The 21003-nt window shown below is 59.5% G+C and carries 15 protein-coding genes; 10 read left to right on the forward strand and 5 right to left on the reverse strand.

Going from position 1 to position 21003, the window contains the following annotated elements:
- Positions 1 to 179: 179 nt before the first annotated feature.
- Positions 180 to 668 (forward strand): SRPBCC family protein, encoded by a 489-nt coding sequence (locus BLU24_RS10545; protein WP_093099856.1) that lies wholly within the window; start codon positions 180 to 182, stop codon positions 666 to 668.
- 288 nt (positions 669 to 956) lie between these two features.
- Here BLU24_RS10545 and acnA read toward each other — a convergent pair whose 3' ends face one another.
- Positions 957 to 3698 carry an aconitate hydratase AcnA gene (gene acnA, locus BLU24_RS10550; RefSeq protein ID WP_093099859.1) on the reverse strand — a complete coding sequence of 914 codons (2742 nt, stop codon included), beginning with the start codon at positions 3696 to 3698 and terminating at the stop codon, positions 957 to 959.
- Between the two features lie 222 nt (positions 3699 to 3920).
- Between acnA and rlmM the strand changes: the two genes are divergently transcribed.
- Positions 3921 to 4994, forward strand: coding sequence for a 23S rRNA (cytidine(2498)-2'-O)-methyltransferase RlmM (gene rlmM, locus BLU24_RS10555; RefSeq protein ID WP_093099860.1), 1074 nt, complete (start codon positions 3921 to 3923; stop codon positions 4992 to 4994).
- 176 nt (positions 4995 to 5170) lie between these two features.
- Entirely contained in the window at positions 5171 to 5422 is a 252-nt protein-coding gene (gene tusA / locus BLU24_RS10560; protein WP_093099861.1) for a sulfurtransferase TusA, read from the forward strand.
- A 137-nt stretch (positions 5423 to 5559) separates the two neighbouring features.
- Here tusA and BLU24_RS10565 read toward each other — a convergent pair whose 3' ends face one another.
- Entirely contained in the window at positions 5560 to 6969 is a 1410-nt protein-coding gene (locus BLU24_RS10565) for an MATE family efflux transporter (RefSeq protein ID WP_093099862.1), read from the reverse strand.
- A 158-nt stretch (positions 6970 to 7127) separates the two neighbouring features.
- Between BLU24_RS10565 and pdxB the strand changes: the two genes are divergently transcribed.
- The gene (gene pdxB, locus BLU24_RS10570; RefSeq protein WP_093099863.1) at positions 7128 to 8270 is read left to right on the forward strand and encodes a 4-phosphoerythronate dehydrogenase PdxB; all 1143 of its coding nucleotides are present in this window, start codon (positions 7128 to 7130) and stop codon (positions 8268 to 8270) included.
- 162 nt (positions 8271 to 8432) lie between these two features.
- Here the strand turns inward: pdxB and BLU24_RS10575 are convergent, their stop codons facing one another.
- Positions 8433 to 8612: a PA1571 family protein gene (locus BLU24_RS10575; RefSeq protein WP_093099864.1), complete on the reverse strand. Its 180-nt coding sequence runs from the start codon at positions 8610 to 8612 to the stop codon at positions 8433 to 8435.
- A gap of 257 nt (positions 8613 to 8869) precedes the next feature.
- Here BLU24_RS10575 and BLU24_RS10580 point away from each other — a divergent pair, with 257 nt between their 5' ends.
- Together BLU24_RS10580 and BLU24_RS10585 are read left to right on the forward strand one after the other, a co-directional pair.
- The gene (locus BLU24_RS10580; protein WP_172833258.1) at positions 8870 to 10654 is read left to right on the forward strand and encodes an ABC transporter transmembrane domain-containing protein; all 1785 of its coding nucleotides are present in this window, start codon (positions 8870 to 8872) and stop codon (positions 10652 to 10654) included.
- Between the two features lie 56 nt (positions 10655 to 10710).
- Positions 10711 to 11742, forward strand: a complete 1032-nt coding sequence (locus BLU24_RS10585) for a Fic family protein (RefSeq protein ID WP_093106577.1) — start codon at positions 10711 to 10713, stop codon at positions 11740 to 11742.
- Between the two features lie 75 nt (positions 11743 to 11817).
- Here the strand turns inward: BLU24_RS10585 and BLU24_RS10590 are convergent, their stop codons facing one another.
- The gene (locus tag BLU24_RS10590) at positions 11818 to 13746 is read right to left on the reverse strand and encodes a transglycosylase SLT domain-containing protein (protein WP_093099865.1); all 1929 of its coding nucleotides are present in this window, start codon (positions 13744 to 13746) and stop codon (positions 11818 to 11820) included.
- A 214-nt stretch (positions 13747 to 13960) separates the two neighbouring features.
- On the opposite strand from BLU24_RS10590, the gene BLU24_RS10595 reads away from it, so the two are divergent.
- Entirely contained in the window at positions 13961 to 15883 is a 1923-nt protein-coding gene (locus BLU24_RS10595; protein WP_090284760.1) for an ATP-binding cassette domain-containing protein, read from the forward strand.
- A 174-nt stretch (positions 15884 to 16057) separates the two neighbouring features.
- On the opposite strand, the gene BLU24_RS10600 is transcribed toward BLU24_RS10595, so the two are convergent.
- On the reverse strand, positions 16058 to 16495 hold the full coding sequence (locus tag BLU24_RS10600; RefSeq protein ID WP_093099866.1) for a universal stress protein: 438 nt from the start codon (positions 16493 to 16495) through the stop codon (positions 16058 to 16060).
- Positions 16496 to 16597: 102 nt separating this feature from the next.
- Here BLU24_RS10600 and BLU24_RS10605 point away from each other — a divergent pair, with 102 nt between their 5' ends.
- The 3 genes from BLU24_RS10605 to fadA all read left to right on the forward strand — a co-directional run bounded on the left by BLU24_RS10605 (position 16598) and on the right by fadA (position 20915).
- Complete coding sequence (locus tag BLU24_RS10605; protein ID WP_093099867.1) at positions 16598 to 17035, forward strand: hypothetical protein; 438 nt, start codon at positions 16598 to 16600, stop codon at positions 17033 to 17035.
- Between the two features lie 527 nt (positions 17036 to 17562).
- On the forward strand, positions 17563 to 19710 hold the full coding sequence (gene fadB / locus BLU24_RS10615; protein WP_090284755.1) for a fatty acid oxidation complex subunit alpha FadB: 2148 nt from the start codon (positions 17563 to 17565) through the stop codon (positions 19708 to 19710).
- Positions 19711 to 19739: 29 nt separating this feature from the next.
- Entirely contained in the window at positions 19740 to 20915 is a 1176-nt protein-coding gene (gene fadA / locus BLU24_RS10620) for an acetyl-CoA C-acyltransferase FadA (RefSeq protein ID WP_007910465.1), read from the forward strand.
- Positions 20916 to 21003 lie beyond the last annotated feature (88 nt).

Genomic DNA, 21003 nt, shown 5'->3' on the forward strand with positions numbered 1-21003 from the left:
TCATTCATGTCGCTGGCAAAGGTACCAGCTTCGCTGCGAGAGGGGATCGGCATCCATCGTGGCACCGGCAAAAAATGGCAGCAGGATGTTTCCTTTCGGAAGTGGCTGCACCGCTTTGATACAACTTCACATTGGACATGTGGTCATACAAGCCTAGTGTTCAGAACAGGAGGTGACGTATGAAGCCAGTACCCAATAGTTTCGAACGCAAGATCACGCTCAAGGCGCCGCGTTCGCATGTCTGGCGTGCCTTGGTTGATGCCGAGGCGTTTGGCCAGTGGTTTGGCGTGGCGCTGGAGGGCCGTCGGTTCATCGCCGGTGAATGGACGCAAGGGCAGGTCACTTATCCGGGTTATGAACACGTTTTATGGAATGTGTTGATCGAGCGGGTCGAGCCGCAGCAGTTGTTTTCGTTCCGCTGGCATCCGTATGCAGTCAATCCGAAGATCGATTACTCCCAGGAGCCGACGACGCTTGTCAGATTCGAGCTGGAAGATTTCGAGGATGGCACGCTGTTGAAGGTCTCTGAATCCGGATTTGCCCATATTCCCGATATTCGCCAGAAAGAGGCGTACTACATGGACAGTCGCGGCTGGGAAGAGCAACTGAGCAGACTCGAGCATTTCCTCGCAGAGAGCGCCAAGGCCCGTGAAAGCGGTGGCGCCTGACACGGCTAGGGGTTTTCGGAAGGGCTTGTATGGCGAATGTCTTACACGCCTTGGTAGCTTTTACGACTATTACTGATTGGATCCACTGGGTAATCTACACACATCAACTGAGACACAGGGAGTGTTTCAGGATCAAGGATGATCGACCATTGCAAGGATCGCTGCCGACAGGGAGTCGATAATGGTCTTGGGAAAAACCCGCTTCGGCGGGTTTTTTTTCGCCTGTAGAAAAGTGCTGCGCGCAAAGGGAAACACCGCCAGATGGCGGTGTTTCTGTTTCTGCAAATATTACGAAGCAATCAACTGCCGCAATACGTAATGCAGGATCCCGCCGGCCTTGAAGTACTCCACCTCATTCAAGGTATCGATGCGGCACAGCACCTCGATTTTTTCCTGGCGCCCATCCTCACGGGTGATCACCAGCGGCAGATTCATTCTCGGCGTCAGCTCGACCCCGCTCAGTCCTTGGATTTCAAAGGTTTCCTTGCCGGTCAGGTTGAGGCTCTTGCGATTTTGGTCGAGCTTGAATTGCAGCGGCAGCACGCCCATGCCTACCAGATTCGAGCGGTGGATGCGCTCGAAGCTTTCCGCAATCACCGCTTTGACGCCGAGCAGATTGGTGCCCTTGGCCGCCCAGTCGCGACTGGAGCCGGTGCCGTATTCCTGGCCCGCAATCACCACCAGCGGCGTACCCGACGCCTGGTATTTCATGGCCGCGTCGTAGATCGCCAGTTTCTCACCGGTCGGAATGTAGATCGTGTTGCCGCCTTCCTCGCCGCCAAGCATTTCGTTGCGGATCCGGATGTTGGCAAACGTGCCGCGCATCATCACTTCGTGGTTACCGCGCCGTGAGCCGTAGGAGTTGAAGTCGCGCGGCTCCACGCCTTTCTCGCGCAGGTAACGCCCCGCAGGGCTGTCAGCCTTGATGTTGCCGGCAGGGGAAATGTGGTCGGTGGTCACCGAATCGCCGAGCAGTGCCAGTACGCGCGCACCTTTGACATCCTCGATTTGCGGCAGCGGGCCGGAGATATCGTCGAAGAACGGCGGATGTTGAATGTAGGTCGAATCGTCCTGCCACACGTACGTGGCCGCTTGAGGCACTTCGATCGCCTGCCACTGCTCGTCGCCGGCGAACACCTCCGCGTATTCCTTGTGAAACATGGCGGTGTTGACCTGATTCACCGCGTCGGCGATTTCCTGGCTGCTCGGCCAGATGTCGCGCAGGTACACCGGATTGCCTTGTTGGTCTTGCCCCAGCGGTTCGCTGCTGATGTCGCTGCGCACACTACCAGCCAAGGCGTACGCGACGACCAATGGCGGTGAGGCCAGCCAGTTGGTTTTCACCAGCGGATGCACGCGGCCCTCGAAGTTGCGATTGCCGGACAACACCGAGGCCACGGTGAGGTCGGCTTTCTGGATGGCTTTCTCGATCGGCTCAGGTAGCGGCCCGGAGTTGCCGATGCAGGTGGTGCAGCCGTAGCCGACCAGGGAAAACCCGAGCTGATCGAGATATTGCGTCAGCCCGGCGGCCTTGTAGTAGTCGGTAACCACTTTCGAACCCGGCGCCAGCGAACTTTTCACCCACGGTTTACGGGTCAGGCCTTTTTCTACGGCTTTTTTCGCCAGCAACCCGGCAGCCATCATTACGCTCGGGTTGGAGGTGTTGGTGCACGAGGTGATCGCTGCGATGACCACGGCGCCATTTTTCAGCCGATAGGTGTGGCCCTCGTATTCGTAATCCGCTTCACCGACCAGATCGGCATTGCCCACCGCAACGCCACCGCCACCCTCGCTTTCCAGACGGCCTTCTTCCTTGCTAGTGGGTTTGAACTGCAAATCGAGAAAATCACTGAACGCCTGTGCAACATTGGGCAGCGAAACGCGGTCCTGCGGCCGTTTCGGCCCGGCGAGGCTGGCTTCGACGCTGCCCATGTCCAGCGCCAGGCTGTCAGTGAACAGCGGCTCCTGACCGGGCAGACGCCACAGCCCCTGTGCCTTGGTGTACGCCTCGACCAGTTTGACTACGGCCGGCGGCCGCCCGGACAGGCGCAGATAGTCCAGTGTGACTTCGTCGACCGGGAAGAATCCGCACGTTGCCCCATATTCAGGGGCCATGTTGGCGATGGTCGCACGGTCGGCCAGCGGCAGGTCGGCGAGGCCGTCGCCATAGAACTCGACGAATTTGCCCACCACGCCTTTCTTGCGCAGCATCTGCGTGACGGTCAGTACCAGGTCAGTGGCGGTGATGCCTTCCTTGAGCTTGCCGGTGAGTTTGAAACCGATCACTTCCGGAATCAGCATCGACACCGGTTGACCGAGCATTGCCGCTTCCGCTTCGATCCCGCCAACGCCCCAGCCGAGTACGCCGAGGCCGTTGATCATGGTCGTGTGCGAGTCTGTGCCGACCAACGTATCGGGGAAGGCATAGGTGCGCCCGTCTTCGTCCTTGGTCCACACCGTGCGCCCGAGGTATTCGAGGTTGACCTGGTGGCAAATACCGGTTCCCGGCGGCACCACGCTGAAATTATCGAAAGCGCTCTGGCCCCAGCGCAGAAAGGCATAACGTTCGCCGTTGCGCTGCATTTCGATATCGACGTTCTGTTCGAACGCGCTGGCCGAGGCGAATTTGTCGACCATCACCGAGTGATCGATCACCAGATCCACCGGCGACAACGGATTGATACGCTGCGGATCGCCGCCGGCCTTGGCCATCGCCGCGCGCATGGCGGCGAGGTCGACCACAGCGGGTACTCCAGTAAAATCCTGCATCAGTACGCGGGCCGGGCGGTACTGGATTTCGCGGTCGGAGCGGCGTTCCTTGAGCCATGCGGCGATAGCCTTGAGATCAGCGCCGGTGACAGTTTTTTCGTCCTCCCAGCGCAGCAGGTTTTCCAGCAGCACTTTCAGCGACATTGGCAGTTTGTCGAGGTCGCCCAGGCTCTTGGCGGCGTCTGGCAGGCTGAAGTAGTGGTAGGTCTGGTCGTCGATTTGCAGGGTTTTGAGCGTTTTCAGGCTATCGAGGGACGGCATTACGAGCACTCCTTTGAGTCCGCACGGCTACGGACTGAGGAAACGGACAGAGCATTAAACCTAGCCCTGTTTTGAATAGCTGGCTATTAACTGGACTCTGTGGCGAGAACCAAGGTTCCAACATCGGCTATCATGCGCCGGTTTTCGTGACAGGCTTTGCTGTAAAGCAAGGCTTGAGCAGCGCGCAGGGGACCAATCCTCGTCCTTTGCCCAGGAGTAACAATGAACACCCTATTCATGCATTGCCGACCAGGCTTCGAAGGCGAAGTCTGTTCGGAGATTTCCGACCTTGCCGCCCAACTGAACGTGGCCGGTTACGCCAAGGCCAAAGCGGCTACAGCGTACGCCGAGTTTGTCTGCACCGAAGCAGACGGCGCCGAGCGCCTGATGCGCGGTCAGCGTTTCGCCGAGCTGATTTTCCCACGGCAATGGGCGCGCGGCTTCTTCATCGATTTGCCGGAAACCGACCGTATCAGCGTGATCCTCGCGCACATGGCCGAGTTCCCGCTCTGCGGCAGCCTGTGGCTGGAAGTGGTCGACACCAACGACGGCAAGGAGCTGTCGAACTTCTGCAAGAAGTTCGAAAGCCCGCTGCGCAAAGCCCTGACCGCTGCCGGCAAACTGGTGGACGACCCCAGCAAGCCGCGCCTGCTGCTGACGTTTAAAAGTGGCCGCGAAGTGTTTCTCGGCATGGCCGATGCCGGTAACTCGGCGATGTGGCCGATGGGCATTCCCCGGCTGAAATTCCCCCGCGAGGCGCCGAGCCGTTCAACGCTGAAACTGGAAGAAGCTTGGCACCACTTCATTCCGCGTGATCAATGGGAAGACCGTCTGCACAGCGACATGACCGGCGTCGACCTGGGCGCCGCGCCTGGCGGCTGGACCTGGCAACTGGTCAATCGCGGCATGCTGGTAACCGCCATCGACAACGGCCCGATGGCCGAAAGCCTGATGGACACGGGGCTGGTTCAGCACCTGATGGCTGACGGCTTTACCTTCAAGCCCAAGCAACCGGTGGACTGGATGGTCTGTGACATCGTCGAGAAACCGGCGCGTAACGCGGCGATGCTCGAAGAATGGATCGGCGAGGGCCATTGCCGTGAGGCGGTGGTGAACCTGAAACTGCCGATGAAACAGCGTTATGCCGAAGTGAAGCGTTTGCTCGAACGCATTGCCGACGGCTTCAAGGCGCGCGGGATCAAAGTCGATATTGGCTGCAAGCAGCTGTATCACGACCGCGAAGAAGTGACCTGCCATTTGCGTCGGCATGACACAAAGAAAGCCAGATCTCGCTGACACAATACGAAACCCTGTGCGAGCCTGCTCGCGAAGGCTATCTGTCAGTCAACACATCATTGACTGACCCAGCGCTTTCGCGAGCAGGCTCGCTCCCACTGGAGTGTGGCGTAACACCGCAGGTGACCGAACACCCGGCAATGCGCGACAATGCCGGCCAGTTTCAGGAGTAAACCATGAGTGAAATGATCGATACCCCGGTCGACGGCACCCTCGACGCTACCGGCCTCAATTGCCCTGAGCCGGTGATGATGCTGCACCAGCACATCCGTGATCTGGTGCCTGGCGGCCTGCTCAAGGTCATCGCCACCGATCCGTCGACCCAGCGCGATATCCCCAAATTCTGCGTGTTCCTCGACCATGAACTGGTCGGCAAGCACGAAGAGGCCGGTACTTACCTGTACTGGATTCGCAAGAAAGACGCCTGAGCCCGGAGCCAACGCTAAGACAAATGTGGGAGCCAGCCTGCTGGCGATGACGGCAAATCAGTCAATATCTCCGTGACTGACTTTGCCGCGATCGCCAGCCAGGCTGGCTCCTACATTTTTGTTGCGGCAGAAAGTGCTCAGCCAGCCGAACGACTGATGCGAATGCGCTTGCGCGCACTGCGGGTCAGGCGGATCGACAGCATCAGTGCCGCACAGCTCAAGCCGACAATCAGACCCTGCCACAGACCGCTCGGGCCGCGTGGTTCGCCGAGCCAGTCGGTCAGGCCGAGGGCGTAACCCACCGGCAAGCCGATGCCCCAATAGGCGAACAGGGTCAGAATCATCGTCACCCGCGTGTCCTGATAACCACGCAGGGCGCCGGCGGCGGTGACCTGGATCGCGTCGGAGAACTGGAACAACGCCGAATAGACGATCAGCATCGCGGCAATGTGGATCACTGTCGGATCGGCGGTGTAGATCGCCGCAATCGGTTCACGCAGTGCCAGCATCATGCTCGCCGAAAGACAGGCATAGGCCAGTGCCGTGGCCATGCCGACACCCGCAGCAAAACGCGCCTCGCGCGGTTCCTCACGGCCGAGCGCCTGACCGACGCGCACGGTGACGGCCATGCCCAGCGAGTAGGGGATCATGAACACCAGCGAACTGACGTTGAGGGCGATCTGATGCCCGGCGACCACCGTGGCGCCAAGGCTGCCGATCAGCAGGGCGATCACCGCAAAAATGCTCGACTCGGCAAACACCGCGATGCCGATTGGCAGACCAATCGCCAGCAGCCGCTTGATCACCGCCCACTGTGGCCAGTCGAAACGGCTGAACAGTTCGCTCGAACGATACGCCGGTGCCCAACGTTCGTAGCCGGCCATGCCGAGGGCCATCACCCACATCACGATCGCCGTGGCCCAACCGCAGCCGACGCCGCCCATGGCCGGCACGCCGAAATGGCCGTAAATGAAGATGTAGTTCAGTGGAATATTCAGCGCCAGCCCGCACAGGCCCAACACCATCGCCGGCCGCGTACGGCCCAGTCCATCGCTGAAGCAACGCAGCACATGGTAGATCGCCACCGCCGGCAGACCGCTGGCGATGCCATGCAGATATTGCATGCACGGACCGATCAGTTCCGGATCGACGTTCATCAAGTGCAGAACGGGCTCGGCGGCGATCAGCATCGCCGTCGCGATCAGGCCCACCACCAGCGCCAGCCATAGGGCCTGACGGACAATCGGGCCGATCTCGCTGTGCGTACCGGCGCCAAAGCGCTGTGCGACTTTCGGTGTGGTTGCCAGCAGTGTGCCGGTCATCAGCAGAAACACCGGCACCCAGATCGAGTTGCCCAGCGCCACTGCCGCCAGGTCCTTCGGCCCGACACGCCCGGCCATCACCGCATCGACAAAGCCCATGGCGGTGGTCGCCAGTTGCGCGATGATGATCGGCAAGGCCAGGGCGAGCAGGGTTTTCAGCTCCAGGCGAATCCGCGCGGGGCGAGAAAGGCTAACGGCGACAGGTTGATCAGTAACGGAATTCACAGGCAAAACGTCCACAGGTGTTGATGCGCAAGGCGCCGCATTCTACGCCGCTGACATTGCAGTCAGGAAAAATCCTCGTAGCGGATTTGTAAGCGCAAAGGCTGCTGGCCCGGGAAGCGATCTGCACCTAAACTGCCGATCCGCCCAAGGAGCCCGCCATGCTGATTGTTGCCGACGAAAATATCCCGCTGCTCGATGCCTTTTTTGCCGGGTTCGGCGAGATCCGCCGAGTGCCTGGCCGTGCCATCGACCGTGCGACGGTCGAGCAGGCCGACGTACTGCTCGTACGCTCGGTGACCCAGGTCAACCGAGCGCTGCTGGAGGGCAGCAAGGTGCGCTTTGTCGGCACCTGCACGATTGGCACCGATCATCTGGATCTGGATTATTTCAACCAGGCCGGAATCACTTGGTCGAGCGCGCCGGGCTGTAATGCACGCGGTGTGGTCGATTATGTGCTGGGCAGTCTGATGACCCTCGCTGAAATCGAAGGTGTCGATCTGGCTCGGCGCACCTACGGCGTTGTCGGTGCGGGTGAGGTCGGTGGGCGTTTGATCAAGGTGCTCAAGGGTTTGGGCTGGGATGTAAAAGTCTGCGACCCGCCGCGTCAGGCAGCCGAAGGCGGCGATTACGTTAGCCTCGACCAAATCATCGAGCAGTGCGATGTGATCAGCCTGCACACACCGCTGACCCGCAGCGGTGACGGGGCGACCTGGCATCTGTTTGATGAGCAACGTTTGCGCCAGCTCAAGCCCGGCGCATGGTTGATCAACGCGGCGCGTGGCCCGGTGGTAGATAACGCCGCGCTGCGTCAGGTGCTGCTGGAGCGGGAAGATCTGCAGGCCGTGCTCGATGTCTGGGAGGCCGAGCCCGAAGTCGACGTCGCCTTGGCTGAGCTCTGCGTGCTGGCGACCCCACACATCGCCGGTTACAGCCTTGATGGCAAGCAGCGCGGCACGGCGCAGATCTATCAGGCGTTTTGCGCCTTTATCGGCCAACCCGCGAGCATTCAGCTCGCTGAGCTGCTGCCGGCGCCGTGGTTGGCGCAAGTGACGCTGCACGCCGACAGTGATCCGGCGTGGGCGCTGGCCATGTTGTGTCGTGGTGTATATGACCCACGCCGTGACGATGCGGATTTTCGCCGCAGCCTTGTAGGCAATGTCGCTGAGCAGCGTGCGGCGTTTGATGTGCTGCGCAAGCAGTATCCAGTGCGGCGCGAGATTGAAGGTCTGCAAGTGCGGGTTGACGGGGAGGCGCCGGCATTGGCGCAGATCGTAGCGGCGCTGGGGGCTGTGGCAGTCTAGAAAACCGAGGCGACGCTTTCGCGAGCAGGTTCGCTCCCACAGGTTCTGCGTACGCCGTAGACCCTCTGTGCGAGCCTGCTCGCGAAGGTTGCAATACAGATCCAGAATTGCACCCATAAAAAACCCGGCAAACAGGGCCGGGTCAGGAAGACGGTGGTTATATCACTCTTGTTCGGCAGGCTTGACCAATCGCTTTTCCAGTTCGCGGCACGCGTCCTGGATCATGTCTTCAGTGATCGGTACTTCACGCCCGTCCTTATCGATAATCGAGCAACCCAGAGACTGATCGGGCTTGGTGCGAATCACTTGAATCTGGTCTTCGCTGGTGTGTTGCAAGGACATGGCCTGTCTCCTCATCAGGTTGTGCGCCTAGATTAAAACCGCCGCGTGACCGGGCTGTGACAACTCCCTGTGGTCGGTCGGCGAACAGCATCCTTACTCAAACAGAATTGGCCGTTCGTCTCAACCGCAACCTTAGACCAATCGTTTCTAGCATCCATTGATCACGGGCATATTTAACCTGACTCATTGTGATTTACAGAGTTCCACCCCATCTGAGTCAACAGGCAGGCCCTATTCACCCAGCGGATGTGAATTCCATGATTTCGTTGCTTTCTTCCCGGCACCGGCGCGCTTTGCGTCTGACCAGTCATTTTCTCCTGCCGTATCGCTGGTATGCCTTTGGCGCGCTGCTCGCACTGATCGTGACCGCCGGCATTACCTTGTCGATGGGGCAGGGCATCAAATTACTGGTGGATCAGGGCTTCATGACCCGATCGCCGCATCTGCTCAACCAGTCCATCGCGCTGTTCATGCTGCTGGTGCTCGGGCTGGCGGTGGGTACCTTCGCGCGTTTTTATCTGGTGTCGTGGATTGGCGAGCGCGTGGTCGCCGACATTCGCCGCCAGGTGTTCAACCATCTGGTGTATCTGCATCCGGGTTTTTACGAGGACAACCGCAGCTCGGAAATCCAGTCGCGCCTCACCGCCGACACCACGCTGCTGCAATCGGTGATCGGCTCTTCGCTGTCGCTGTTTTTGCGCAACTTGCTGATGGTGATCGGTGGCGTTGTGCTGCTGTTCATTACCAACCCCAAGCTCACCAGCATCGTGGTGATCGCACTGCCGCTGGTGATCGCGCCGATCCTGCTGTTCGGCCGACGCGTGCGCAATCTGTCGCGCCAGAGTCAGGACCGTATCGCTGACATCGGCAGCTACGTTTCCGAAACTCTCGGTCAGATCAAAACCGTGCAGGCCTATAACCATCAAGTCCAGGACGAGCAGCGCTTTGCCTTGACGGTTGAGCAGGCGTTCGACACCGCGCGCAAACGGATTTTTCAGCGCGCGTGGCTGATCACACTGGTGATCGTGTTAGTGCTTGGCGCGGTGGCGGTGATGTTGTGGGTTGGCGGCATGGACGTCATGGCCGGGCGAATTTCTGCAGGGGAACTGGCGGCATTCGTTTTCTATAGCCTGATCGTCGGCAGCGCCTTCGGCACATTGAGCGAAGTCATCGGTGAACTGCAACGCGCGGCCGGCGCAGCTGAGCGCATCGCCGAACTGCTGCGTTCGGAGAACATCATCCAGCCACCCACGACTGGACTGGTGACCTTGCCGGCCCGGGTCAAAGGTGAACTCGAACTTAAGGATGTGCGGTTTTCCTACCCGTCGCGTCCAGAAAGCTATGCGGTCGACGGCTTGAATCTGACCGTGAAAGCCGGTGAAACCCTCGCATTGGTAGGGCCGTCCGGTGCAGGCAAGTCCACGGTTTATGACCTGTTGCTGCGTTTCTACGATCCGCTGGCGGGGCAGATCCTGATCGACGGCGTGCCACTGACACGTCTTGATCCGCTGGATCTGCGCCGTTGCTTTGCCCTGGTCTCGCAAACGCCTGCGTTGTTCTTCGGCACCGTTGAGGAGAACATTCGCTACGGTTGCCCGGGGGCGACGCTGGAGCAGGTCGAGGAAGCTGCCCGCATCGCCCATGCCCACGACTTTGTCGAGCAAATGCCTGACGGCTACCAGACGCACCTGGGCGATGGCGGCCTCGGCCTTTCCGGCGGCCAGCGCCAGCGCCTGGCCATCGCCCGGGCGTTGCTGGTCGACGCGCCGATCCTGCTGCTGGACGAAGCCACCAGCGCCCTCGACGCGCAGAGCGAGCACCTGATCCAGCAAGCCCTGCCCAGCCTGATGCACAACCGCACCACGCTGGTGATCGCCCATCGTCTGGCCACGGTCAAGAATGCTGACCGCATTGCCGTGATGGATCAGGGCAGGCTTGTGGCGATCGGTACGCATCAGGAACTGATTGCCAGTAACCCGTTGTATGCGCGGTTGGCGGCGTTGCAGTTCAATGATGGGAAAGCAATCGCTGATCAACTGTGATCAACGGTGCGTGGATCGGGCATTATGGCGGCCTGTTTGAATGCCTGGATGGACAAATGAGTCGTTATCAACCGCCGTTGACTCTCACCGCACGAATGATCGCCCTGATTGCGGACATCAGCGAGCAAATCGGTCAGCTCTCGGCTGTGGACGACAACAGGCAAACGCCGCAACTGCGCCGCAGCAATCGTATTCGAACGATTCAGGCTTCTCTGGCGATTGAAAACAACACGCTGAGCATCGAGCAGGTCACCGCCGTTCTCGCAGGACGCCGAGTGCTTGGGTTGCCGAAAGAAATCCAGGAAGTGCGCAATGCTTTCACGGCTTATGAGGCCATGCCGCAATGGCAGCCAGCGAACAGGGCCGACTTGCTTCAAGCCCATGAATTATTGATGCAGGGGTTGATTGATGAATGCGGACGACTGCGTCGGGCAGGCGTAGGGATTTATCGCGGTGATCAATTGGTTCATATGGCCCCGCCGCCGAGTCGGATATCCGCGCTGATCGACGATCTGCTGGCATGGCTCGACAATTCGAACTGGCATCCGTTGATCACCAGCTGTGTTTTTCATTATGAATTCGAATTCATTCATCCTTTTGCCGATGGCAATGGGCGAATGGGGCGGTTGTGGCAAACGTTGATACTCAGTCAGTGGCGACCGGTACTGGCTTATCTGCCTGTTGAGGCGGTCATACGCGAGGAGCAGGATGCCTATTACGCCGCGCTGTCGGCGGCTGATCGGATGGCTGAGGCCACGCCGTTCGTTGAGTATATGCTGCAGGCATTGAACATTTCGTTGCGTGAGGCGATTGGTTCCGAGATGGTGATCGACCCAGTAACCGACCCAGTAACCGACCCAGTAGAAAAGCTGTTGCTGATACTCGAAAACCGATCCATGAGAACCAGCGAGCTGATGGTTGAGATCGGGCTGACACATAGGGCGACTTTCAGAGCAAACTATCTCAAACCAGCATTGGCGGCCGGATTGATAGAAATGTCTGACCCGGAAAACCCGAAAAGTCCGACCCAGAGATATCGCCTGACCGGCCTCGGAACATCCGCCGCCTCCAGATTGAAACGAAAATAAGGCTTCGAGCGTTTCAACAAAAATGCCCGTATCTCACGATACGGGCATTTTTTATGGCTCGGCGTCAGCTCGTTCTCACTGATCGTCGAAATACCGCTCATGCCAATCCACCAGCGGCTGTGGCGAGTTGAGCTTCTGGCCGTAAATCACTGAGTACGACAGCACGTTCTGCACGTACTGGCGGGTTTCGTCGAACGGAATGCTTTCCACCCAGACGTCGAAACTCAGGTGATCGGCGCCGCGCAGCCATTGGCGCACGCGGCCTGGGCCGGCGTTGTAGGCGGCGGAGGCGAGGACGCGGTTGCCGTTGAACTGGCTGTGCACCTGGCTCAGGTAAGCGGCGCCGAGCTGGATGTTCTTGTCCGGGTCGAGCACCTGCTGCGGCGAGGCCAGCGGGATGCTGAACTTGCGCGCGGTTTCCTTGGCGGTGCCGGGCATCAGTTGCATCAGGCCGCTGGCGCCGACGCCGGAGCGGGCGTCGTCCATGAAAGCGCTTTCCTGACGGGTGATGGCAAACACCCAGCTCGAGTGCAGGCCACGCACCTTGGCTTCGCGCACCAGCGTGTCGCGGTGGGCCATCGGGAAGCGAATGTCGAGATCGTCCCAATACTGCGCCTGGCTGATGGTGCGGATGGCCGGAAAATACCATTTCAGGTCGTAGGCGAGTTTGGCCTGGGCGACCATTTCGTCACGGTTGAAATGCCGGCTGACGTGATACCACTCGCGGCGACCGTCGACGATCTGCCCGCGAGCGTGGAATTCCAGCGCGCGACGCACGCCCGGCGTGTTGCGTACCTTGTTGATCAAGGCTTGGCTGAGCACCAGCGGCTTGTTGTTCAATGAGTACGGCGATTGCGAGCGGTCGGCGGCGAGGAAGCCATAGAAGTCACGCTCCCGCGCAAGGTTCTTGTAAAGCGTCTGGGCTTGTGGATTCTGCGGCTGGGCCAGTTCGAGACTGCGCGCCTGCCAGTAGCGCCAGCGGTTGGTGGTGGCCAGATCCTGCGGCAGACGTTTGGTCAGTTCATAAGCGTCATCCCAGCGGGCCAGGCGCAGCAGCAGGCGCAAGCGCCATTCGGAAACGGTGTTGTCGCGCAGCTCCGGGTCGTACTTGGTCATCACATCGAGGGCGCGGCTGTCGAAGCGGCGGGCCAGGGTCAGGCCGATTTCGCGGGCGATAGCGACTTTTTCATCACGGGAGAAATGCATGCTGCTGGCGTAACCGTCGAGCAGGGCCATGGCCTTGTCCGGGTCCTGACGAGCGAGGCGGCGCAGGCCAAGGCTGACCACGTCGGACATCGGTTCATCCGCCGGGGTAAAGCGCGACGGCTGATTGAGCAACTCGGGTTTTTGCGCGACATCGACCAGCAAACGACCGCGCGGGGCGAGGGTGGTCAAGCCGTTGATCAGGCTGTTCGCCAGCGGATAATTACGCGCCTGTGCGGCGAGTTTGGTGCGTTCCCAGCGTTTCTGTTCGGTGAGCTGGCCGTCAGCCGCCCAAATGCCGAACAGCGCGTCACACGCCGCCGGTTGCGATTTGCCGGTCAGCCAGAGTTTTTCCGCGTTGGCGTAACCCTCGGCCTTCTTGTCGTGGCTGATCTGGTACTGCGCGTTCAGGCAGTCGAGTTCGGTGAAATTGAGTTTCGGGTCGTAATACTTGACGAAGGTTGCCCAGTCGCCGCGGTCGGCGAGCCAGCGCAACCAGCGCAATTTCATCCAGTTGGCCTGGGGCAGGTCGCCGTGCTCGGCGAGAAACTTCTCGATCTCGGCATTGCTCGCCGATTTCAGGCGCGCGGTCAGCTCGTCGTAGGCCAGATACGGCTCCAGCGGATAATCGGCCAGCGCCTGGCTGTAGCGGAAATACGGGCCGGTATCGCCCTTGGCCAGCGCGCGCTTGGCTTCATCGTAATACTGGCGTTGGGTGGACAGGTCCACCGCCTGGGCGGATTGAGCGGCAGCGGCGGTGAAAAACAAACAGGACAAAACACTGAAAAGGCGACTGCGCATGAGACATCCGGGCAGAGAAATCATGACAAGTGCCGACCTCGGTCGGCACTGAATTGCCTGTAGCTTAGCCTTTTGCCAGCAAGCGGCGAAAGCTTTGCAGGGCTTACAGCACAAGTTCGCAACAAATGTTGTGCAGAGTGCTTCCACAGACAAATTGCCGGCCTGCGCGAGCGCTGATTCAGGTAGAATACGCGCCCGGTTTTTGGAGAAGCTCATGACCCTGCTCAAATTCAGCGATGTGTCCCTTGCGTTCGGCGCTATGCCGTTGTTGGACAAGGTGTCCTGGCAGATCGCCCGTGGTGAGCGGGTGTGCATCATCGGCCGCAACGGCACTGGCAAGTCCAGCATGATGAAACTGGTCAAGGGCGACCAGAAGCCCGATGACGGCTCGGTGTGGCGTGCCCCCGGTCTGAAAATCGGCGAATTGCCGCAAGAATTGCCGGTGGCCGACGAGCGGACCGTTTTCGACGTGGTTGCCGAAGGCCTCGATGGCGTAGGTGCATTGCTCGCCGAATATCATCACCTGAGCCAGAACATCGTCACCGACGCCGATCTGGACAAGCTCATGCATGTCCAGCACGACCTCGAAGCCCGCGATGGCTGGCGCTTGCAGACTTTGGTCGACAGCACCCTCAGCCGCCTGCAGCTGCCGGCCGACAAGACCCTCGCCGAATTGTCCGGCGGCTGGCGTCGTCGCGTGCTGCTGGCACAGGCGCTGGTCTCCGAGCCGGATCTGCTGCTGCTCGACGAACCGACCAACCATCTGGATATCGGGGCGATTGCCTGGCTCGAAGAAGCGCTGAAGGATTTCCAGGGCGCCGTGCTGTTCATCACGCACGACCGTTCCTTCCTGCAGAACCTTGCCACGCGTATTCTCGAACTGGACCGCGGCGGCCTGATCGACTGGAACGGCGACTACGCCAGTTTCCTCGTGCACAAAGAAGCTGCATTGGCCGCTGAAGAAACCGCCAACGCGCTGTTCGACAAGCGTCTGGCTCAGGAAGAAGTGTGGATCCGTCAGGGCATCAAGGCCCGTCGCACTCGTAACGAAGGCCGCGTACGTGCGCTGAAAGCCTTGCGTGTGGAGCGCAGCGAACGTCGCGAGCGTACCGGCAAAGCCAACATTCAGCTGGAAACCGCCGACAAGTCCGGCAAGCAGGTGATGGTGCTCGAGAATGTGAGTTTTGCTCACCCGGGCGGCCCGTTCCTGATCAAGGATTTCTCGATGGTGTTGCAGCGTGGCGACCGTATCGGTCTGCTCGGCGCCAACGGTACCGGCAAGACTACCTTGCTGAAATTGATGCTCAGCGGTCTGCAACCGACCAGCGGCAAAGTGGAAGAGGGCACACGCATCGACGTGGCTTATTTCGACCAGTTGCGCCATCAGCTGGATCTGGAAAAGACCGTGATCGACAACGTTGCCGAAGGCCGCGACTTCATCGATATCGATGGCCAGAGCCGGCATGTCCTGAGTTACCTCGGTGACTTCCTGTTCAGCCCGCAGCGTGCGCGCACGCCGGTCAAGGCGCTGTCGGGTGGTGAGCGTGCGCGTCTGTTGCTGGCCAAGCTGTTCAGCAAGCCGGCGAACCTGCTGGTGCTCGACGAACCGACCAACGACCTCGACGTCGAAACCCTCGAACTGCTCGAAGAAGTGCTGTTGACCTTCAACGGCACGGTCCTCATGGTCAGCCACGACCGGGCATTCCTCGACAACGTGGTCACCAGCACCCTGGTCTTCGAAGGTGAAGGCAAGGTGCGTGAATACGTCGGTGGCTATCAGGACTGGATCCGTCAGGGTGGCTCGCCACGTCTGCTGGGCGTGACCGAAAGCAAATCGGGCAAGGCTGACTTGAACTCGGCGGTGGTCACCGCTGAGCCGGCACCGGTGGCGGCGCCTGCCGCTGCGGCTCCGGTGGCGAAGAAGAAGCTCAGCTACAAGCTGCAACGTGAGCTGGAAGCCTTGCCGGGCGACATCGACGCCAAGGAACAGCAGATCGCGGCGGTCGAAGCGGAAATGGCCGAGGCCGGTTTCTATCAGCGTCCGCCGGCGGAGACGGCCAAGGTCATCGCTTCGCTGGAGCAGTTGCAGGCCGAGCTGGATGCGCTGGTGGAGCGTTGGGCCGAGCTGGATGCCTGATTGATCCGGATGTGAAAAAGCCCGGCGCTCAGTGATGAGCGCCGGGCTTTTCTTATGTAAGCGCAGTTCCCTTGTAGGAGTGAGCCTGCTCGCGATAGCGGTTTAGCATTCAACGAACTCGTCGACTGTCAGAACGTTATCGCGAGCAGGCTCACTCCTACATGGAATGATATTTCAACGTTTGACCAGGTGGACGGCGAGGACGTCGCACGGCGCGCCGTGCAGTACGTCGTTGGCCGTCGAGCCAAGCAACAGCGCCAGACCGTGGCGGCCATGGCTGCCCACTACGATCAGATCGCAGGTTTGCTCCTTGGCGAAGTGGTGGATTTCCTGGCGCGGCTGGCCGTAGGTCAAATGACAGTTGGCGCCCTCGAGTTCGGTGTATTTGAGCTTCAAACGCTCCAGGCGCTCCTTGGCCTGATCGAACTGCTGTTGTTGCAGTTGTGACAGATCCATCGGCACGTCGCCGCCGAACGCCATGGCCATCGGCTCGACGATATGCACCAGCGACAGTTTGGCGCCGTTGCTGACCGAAAGCTCACGGGCGCGGTGGATGACAGGGTCGCACTCTTCGGTCAGGTCTACGGCGACCAGGATGTGGTGGTAGGGCATGAGGTGCTCTCCTGAGGTTTCAATAGTGGTAAGTATGGCTGGTTTCGAGCGCAATGGTTCCAAAGTGACACATGGCGCTCACCGAGAATGGGGAATAGAGATATGACGGTCTGGTTGGTGGTGTCAATCCTGCTGGTGGTTTTAAGTCCGCTGGCCTGGCTGCGCCCGTCGCGCGCGCAAAGCGGGCGCATCGCACTGCGCACAGAGGCGCGACGCATCGGTCTGGCCATGCAGCTGGTACCTCAGGAATGGCCGCACTGGCTGACGCAGCAGCCGCCAAACCCGTGTGCGCAATACTACCGGCCGCGCAGAAGCAATCATTCGGCCTGCTGGACGTACTGGCAGAAATCGCCGGGGGTGTGGGTCAATCAATGGCAGGAAGTCTGCGAGGACCGTGCACTGCTCGATCATTTCGAAAAATTGCCGGGCAATGTTTACAAGGTCGACGCCGACAAGCAGTTGATCGCCCTGTATTGGGGCGAGAAGGGCGACGCTGCGGTTTTGCAGGATATTGACGCAACACTGAAAGCGCTGGCATGACCTGCGGACTTTTCGCACTGCAACGGTGTGAAACGTCCGGCAGACGCGCATTAAAAAGCCCGACATGATTCATCGGGCGGGGTTGGCCAGGCAGGCCGGAAACCTTTTTGCTGGCGGCGCGGTATCAAGCGCGCTGTGCATTTCCCTGTAGTCCCACCAGCGTAGCCCCTTAAACAAAGGCTGTGACGGATTAGGGCGACTTTTCTAAATATTGATTCTATGAATGTCTGGACATGCAGGCGCTTGTTGCAGGTCTTCGTCCTACGGAAATGACCGCAAAGTCGCATTTCAACCGGTATTTTGGGCGATTGACAATTGCCGGGAATTCCGAGAAGGTGACGTACCCAAATCAAACGGGCGTATGAATTGAGCGTTTGTCTTACAGACTGCTCCTACAGAATCCCGACTATCGCGTTGGCGGGTGTGCCGGGTGGATTGGCGTTAGCATTGACGAAAAAGCGTCCTGCCGAGCCATTCGCCTGCGTCCGACGTGTACTGTTCAGCTTCCATATCGTGGAGATCAGTTGATGATTTACGAAGGTAAAGCCATCACGGTTAAAGCTCTTGAAAGTGGCATCGTCGAATTGAAATTCGACCTCAAGGGTGAGTCCGTCAACAAGTTCAACCGTCTAACCCTGAACGAACTGCGTCAGGCCGTAGACACCATCAAGGCAGATGCTTCGATCAAGGGCGTGATCGTCAGCAGCGGAAAGGACGTATTCATCGTCGGCGCCGACATTACCGAATTTGTCGACAACTTCAAGCTGCCGGATGCCGAGCTGGTTGCTGGCAATCTCGAAGCCAACAAGATCTTCAGCGATTTCGAAGACCTCAACGTGCCAACCGTAGCGGCCATCAACGGCATCGCCCTCGGCGGCGGTCTGGAAATGTGCCTGGCGGCTGACTATCGCGTCATGTCGACCAAAGCCAAGATCGGCCTGCCGGAAGTCAAATTGGGCATCTACCCGGGCTTCGGCGGTACCGTGCGTCTGCCGCGCCTGATCGGTGTCGACAACGCGATCGAGTGGATTGCCGCCGGCAAGGAAAACCGCCCTGAAGACGCGCTGAAAGTCAGCGCCGTCGACGCCGTGGTTGCCCCAGAGAAGTTGCAGGAAGCAGCCCTTGAGCTGATCAAGCGCGCCATCTCCGGCGAGTTCGATTACAAGGCCAAGCGTCAGCCGAAACTTGAAAAACTCAAGTTGAACGCCATTGAGCAAATGATGGCTTTCGAAACGGCCAAAGGTTTCGTGGCCGGTCAGGCTGGCCCGAACTACCCGGCGCCGGTCGAAGCGATCAAGACCATCCAGAAAGCCGCGAACTTCGGTCGTGACAAGGCGCTGGAAGTCGAAGCCGCCGGTTTCGTCAAACTGGCCAAGACCTCGGCTGCACAGAGCTTGATCGGTCTGTTCCTGAACGATCAGGAACTGAAGAAAAAGGCGAAGGCCTACGACGAAATCGCCAAAGACGTGAAGCAGGCTGCCGTACTCGGCGCCGGCATCATGGGTGGCGGTATCGCCTATCAGTCGGCGTCCAAAGGCACGCCGATCCTGATGAAGGACATCAACGAGCACGGTATCGAGCAAGGCCTGGCCGAAGCCGCCAAGCTGCTGGTTGGCCGCGTCGACAAGGGCCGCATGACCGCCGCGAAAATGGCTGAAGTGCTCAACGGCATTCGTCCGACCCTGTCCTACGGTGATTTCGGTCATGTGGATCTGGTTGTCGAAGCGGTTGTCGAGAACCCGAAGGTCAAGCAAGCCGTACTGGCTGAAGTTGAAGGTCAGGTCAAAGAGGACACCATCCTCGCGTCCAACACCTCGACCATTTCCATCAGCCTGCTGGCCAAAGCCCTCAAGCGTCCGGAAAATTTCGTCGGCATGCACTTCTTCAACCCGGTGCACATGATGCCGCTGGTGGAAGTGATCCGTGGCGAGAAGTCCAGTGAGCTGGCCGTTGCTACCACCGTTGCCTACGCCAAGAAAATGGGCAAGAACCCGATCGTCGTCAACGACTGCCCGGGTTTCCTGGTCAACCGCGTGCTGTTCCCGTATTTCGGCGGGTTCGCCAAGCTGGTCAGCGCCGGTGTCGACTTCGTCCGCATCGACAAGGTCATGGAAAAATTCGGCTGGCCGATGGGCCCGGCGTACCTGATGGACGTCGTCGGCATCGACACCGGCCACCATGGTCGTGACGTGATGGCAGAAGGTTTCCCGGACCGCATGAAGGATGACCGTCGCTCGGCCATCGACGTGCTGTACGAAGCCAAGCGCCTGGGTCAGAAGAACGGCAAGGGTTTCTATGCCTACGAGGCCGACAAGAAAGGCAAGCAGAAGAAAGTCGCCGACCCATCGGTGCTCGAAGTGCTCAAGCCGATCGTTTACGAGCAGCGCGAAGTCACAGACGAAGACATCATCAATTGGATGATGATCCCGCTGTGCCTGGAAACCGTACGTTGCCTGGAAGACGGCATCGTTGAAACCGCCGCCGAAGCCGACATGGGTCTGGTCTACGGTATCGGTTTCCCTCCATTCCGTGGCGGTGCGCTGCGCTACATCGATTCGATCGGTGTCGCCGAGTTCGTTGCCCTGGCTGACCAGTACGCTGATTTGGGCGCGCTGTACCACCCGACCGCGAAGCTGCGCGAAATGGCCAAGAACGGCCAGAGCTTCTTCGGTTAAGCGCCCCCAACTAGAGTGAGAGTGAACTTATGAGCTTGAATCCTAGAGACGTCGTGATTGTCGACTTCGGTCGTACTCCGATGGGCCGCTCCAAGGGCGGCATGCACCGCAACACCCGCGCCGAAGACATGTCGGCGCACCTGATCAGCAAATTGCTGGAACGCAACGCCAAGGTCGATCCGGCGGAAGTCGAGGACGTGATCTGGGGCTGCGTCAACCAGACTCTGGAGCAGGGCTGGAACATTGCGCGCATGGCGTCGCTGATGACCCAGATTCCGCACACCTCGGCCGGCCAGACCGTCAGCCGTCTGTGTGGCTCGTCGATGAGTGCGTTGCACACCGCCGCACAAGCGATCATGACCGGTAACGGCGACGTGTTCGTGGTCGGTGGCGTCGAGCACATGGGCCACGTAAGCATGATGCACGGTGTCGATCCGAACCCGCACATGTCGCTGTATGCGGCGAAAGCCTCGGGCATGATGGGTCTGACTGCTGAAATGCTCGGCAAAATGCACGGCATCACTCGCGAACAGCAGGACGCCTTCGGCGTGCGTTCCCACCAGTTGGCCCACAAGGCCACCGTGGAAGGCAAGTTCAAAGACGAAATCATCCCGATGCAGGGCTACGACGAGAACGGTTTCCTGAAACTGTTCGACTACGACGAAACCATTCGTCCGGAAACCACCCTGGAAAGTCTGGCGGCGCTCAAGCCGGCATTCAATCCGAAGGGCGGCACCGTGACCGCCGGTACTTCGTCGCAGATCACTGATGGTGCTTCGTGCATGATCGTGATGTCGGCGCAGCGTGCCCAGGACCTGGGGATCCAGCCAATGGCGGTGATCCGTTCGATGGCAGTGGCGGGTGTGGACCCGGCAATCATGGGCTATGGTCCTGTGCCGGCGACACAAAAAGCCCTGAAGCGTGCGGGCCTTGGCATCAACGATATCGACTTCTTCGAGCTCAACGAAGCTTTCGCTGCACAGGCTCTGCCAGTGCTGAAAGATCTGAAAGTACTCGACAAGATGAACGAGAAGGTTAACCTGCACGGCGGCGCGATCGCCCTGGGTCACCCGTTCGGTTGCTCCGGTGCACGTATTTCCGGCACCTTGCTGAACGTGATGAAGCAGAATAGCGGCACCTTCGGGGTGGCCACTATGTGCATTGGTCTCGGCCAAGGCATCTCCACCGTCTTCGAACGCGTTTAAGCGTCTCGTCGATGGAAGCCGGGGCCCAGTGCCCCGGTTTTTGTTTTTGGGTTTTTTATTTTATTTTGAAAAAATTTCAGTGAGGGCC

The sequence above is a fragment of the Pseudomonas sp. Z003-0.4C(8344-21) genome (assembly GCF_900104975.1).
In the GTDB taxonomy this organism is placed as follows: Bacteria; Pseudomonadota; Gammaproteobacteria; order Pseudomonadales; family Pseudomonadaceae; genus Aquipseudomonas; species Aquipseudomonas granadensis.